We start from the raw sequence: 2,194 nt of genomic DNA on the forward strand, positions 1-2,194 counted from the left end.
ATCGTCTCCGGCGGCAACACCAACTCCACCGAAACCGCCACCGAAATCGACCGCCTCACCAACCAATACCTCTACAACATCTACGGCAAAAAATACCCGGGCGGCTCGGGCAGCAAGACCGTGGGAGGCACTGTGGGCCAGTGGATTCAGCAGGCACTGCAGGTGCTGCGGGGAATGGGATACGACACCAGCAAGATAGATCCCGAAGCGATAGCGATCATCATCCACTACGAGAGCAGCGGTAACCCCGAAGCCGTCAACAATGACGACATAAACGCTAAGAACGGCACCCCCTCCACGGGGCTCATGCAGATAATCCAGCCGAATTTCGACAAATATGCGGCACCGGGCCACAAGAATATCTCCGACCCCGTGGACAATATCGTTGCCGGTGTCCGCTACGCGATCGACGTCTACGGATCCGTCAGCAATGTGCCGGGCGTCAAGGCGGTACGCAACGGCCAGGCCTACGTGGCGTACTGATGGAACCGACGCAGCCCCGTTCACCCGAACCTCGGAGATCGAAATCCGCTGAGCAGCGGTCCGGTTCGGACAATCCTGCCGACGAGTGGACGCTGACCCGGCCCGGTGTGGCGACGACCGCACCGGCCGATCGGCGCGAACGACGAAACCAGCGCCCGAGCGCGGTCCCGGCGCCGAGGCCCGCCGTGCCGTCGGTAGCGAAATCGGCTGCGGCGACGAACGATTCGGCTGCAGCAGCTATCGCGCAAGCTCGCTCCGCACCCGCCGCCGCCGCGCCCGCCGTCCACTCGGATATCCTTGCCGCCCACAGTGCCTCGACACCCATGGCCATCGCGGCCCTCACCAGCCTGACCACCATGGCGGCCGGCTTCGGTTCCGGTACGCCGACCGTCGACACCGGGCAAACCTACGCACCACCGATGACCGGCAACGGCGCACCGACCGGACCGATCGCCTGGGACGGCGGCCTCGGCTCCGGTTACTCAGCGAGCAATACCGCTCGCGCCGAACGTGACAGCGCGATCGGCGATCTCAACGCCGAACTGTCGCGGGTCCTCGGCGACACCGTCGATACCAGCGCGCGTGGCCGGGCCACCATGGCCGCGATTATCGCCGAGGTGGACGCCGCGCTCACCGCGCTCGGGCCGGTGAGCAATACCGCCGCCGGCCGGCGGCAGGTGATGGTCACGCTCGGCGACGCACTGGCGCGAGCCGGAAATACCGTGGACCAGAGCCGGATGGCGGCAGTCCTGGACTCCCAGCGGATCGAGGCGCTGGCCGCGAAGTACGTCCAGGACTCACATCCGACCAGGGCGGTCTACCGCACGAGCGGATCGGGATCGTCCGGACCTCCGTCCACAATGCCCGCCGGCGAGACGGGCCTGTGGATCAATCAGGCCTTGCAAATTCTCGCTCAGAACGGCTACGACGTCAGCCGGATCGACCCCGGAGCCATCGCGACCATCATCGCGCACGAGTCCTCCGGGAATCCGCATGCCATCAATCTCTGGGACAGCAATGCCGTGGCCGGACATCCCTCGAAAGGCCTGATGCAGACGATCGATTCGACCTTCAACGCCTACGCGCTGCCCGGACATCGCGATATCTGGAATCCGGTCGACAACATCATCGCGGGTGTGCGGTATTCCATCGACCGCTACGGTTCGGTGAGCAATGTGCCCGGCGTAGCCAATCTGCACGGCGGCGGTTCCTACGTTGGATACTGAGAAGACAATCAGGACCAGCGGCTGGCGTGAAAGCTTTTGGGCAGCGGCTGCACTCGCACAACGGATTTGGAATTCGGCGCTTCCACCACCTGACCGTTACCGATGTACATCATGACGTGCCCCGGGCTGCCGTTGTTGAACTCGGCATCGGGGAAAATCAGGTCGCCGGGCCTGATCTGATTCGGCGCCACCTTCGGGAGTTGCTGGTACTGCAGGTCCGCCGTTCGCGGGATATTGACCCCCGCCGACTTCGCCGCGTACTGCGTGAGGCCGGAACAGTCGAACTCGTTGGGGCCCTCGGCACCCCAGACGTAGCGCGCACCCAGTTTGCTGAGCGCGGTCTGGATGGCCTGCTGCGCCTTGGCCGATGTCCCGGAGGCCGTCTTCGGGTATTTTTTGCCGTAGATGTTGTAGAGGTATTGGTTGGTGAGGCGGTCGATTTCGGTGGCGGTTTCGGTGGAGTTGGTGTTGCCGCCGGAGACGAT

At 64.3% G+C, this 2,194-nt stretch carries 3 protein-coding genes; 2 read left to right on the top strand and 1 reads right to left on the bottom strand.

Annotated elements, in window-relative coordinates; genetic code table 11:
- Together IG65_RS38305 and IG65_RS0133810 are read left to right on the top strand one after the other, a co-directional pair.
- Positions 1-483, top strand: a 483-nt coding sequence (locus IG65_RS38305; protein ID WP_030518987.1) for a transglycosylase SLT domain-containing protein, incomplete at its 5' end; no start/stop codon positions are given.
- Between the two features lie 323 nt (positions 484-806).
- Positions 807-1,709, top strand: coding sequence for a transglycosylase SLT domain-containing protein (locus IG65_RS0133810; protein ID WP_051757322.1), 903 nt, complete (start codon positions 807-809; stop codon positions 1,707-1,709).
- Positions 1,710-1,717: 8 nt separating this feature from the next.
- On the opposite strand, the gene IG65_RS35490 is transcribed toward IG65_RS0133810, so the two are convergent.
- Positions 1,718-2,194: C40 family peptidase (locus IG65_RS35490; protein WP_197040024.1), on the bottom strand; the 477-nt coding region annotated here is incomplete at its 5' end.

It is taken from the genome of Nocardia sp. NRRL WC-3656 (assembly GCF_000720265.1).
Lineage (GTDB): Bacteria > Actinomycetota > Actinomycetes > Mycobacteriales > Mycobacteriaceae > Nocardia > Nocardia nova.

Excerpts from the sequence above, each read along its gene's own strand:
- IG65_RS0133810 (WP_051757322.1), top strand. The coding sequence starts at position 807 with ATGGCCATCGCGGCCCTCACCAGCCTGACCACCATGGCGGCCGGCTTC.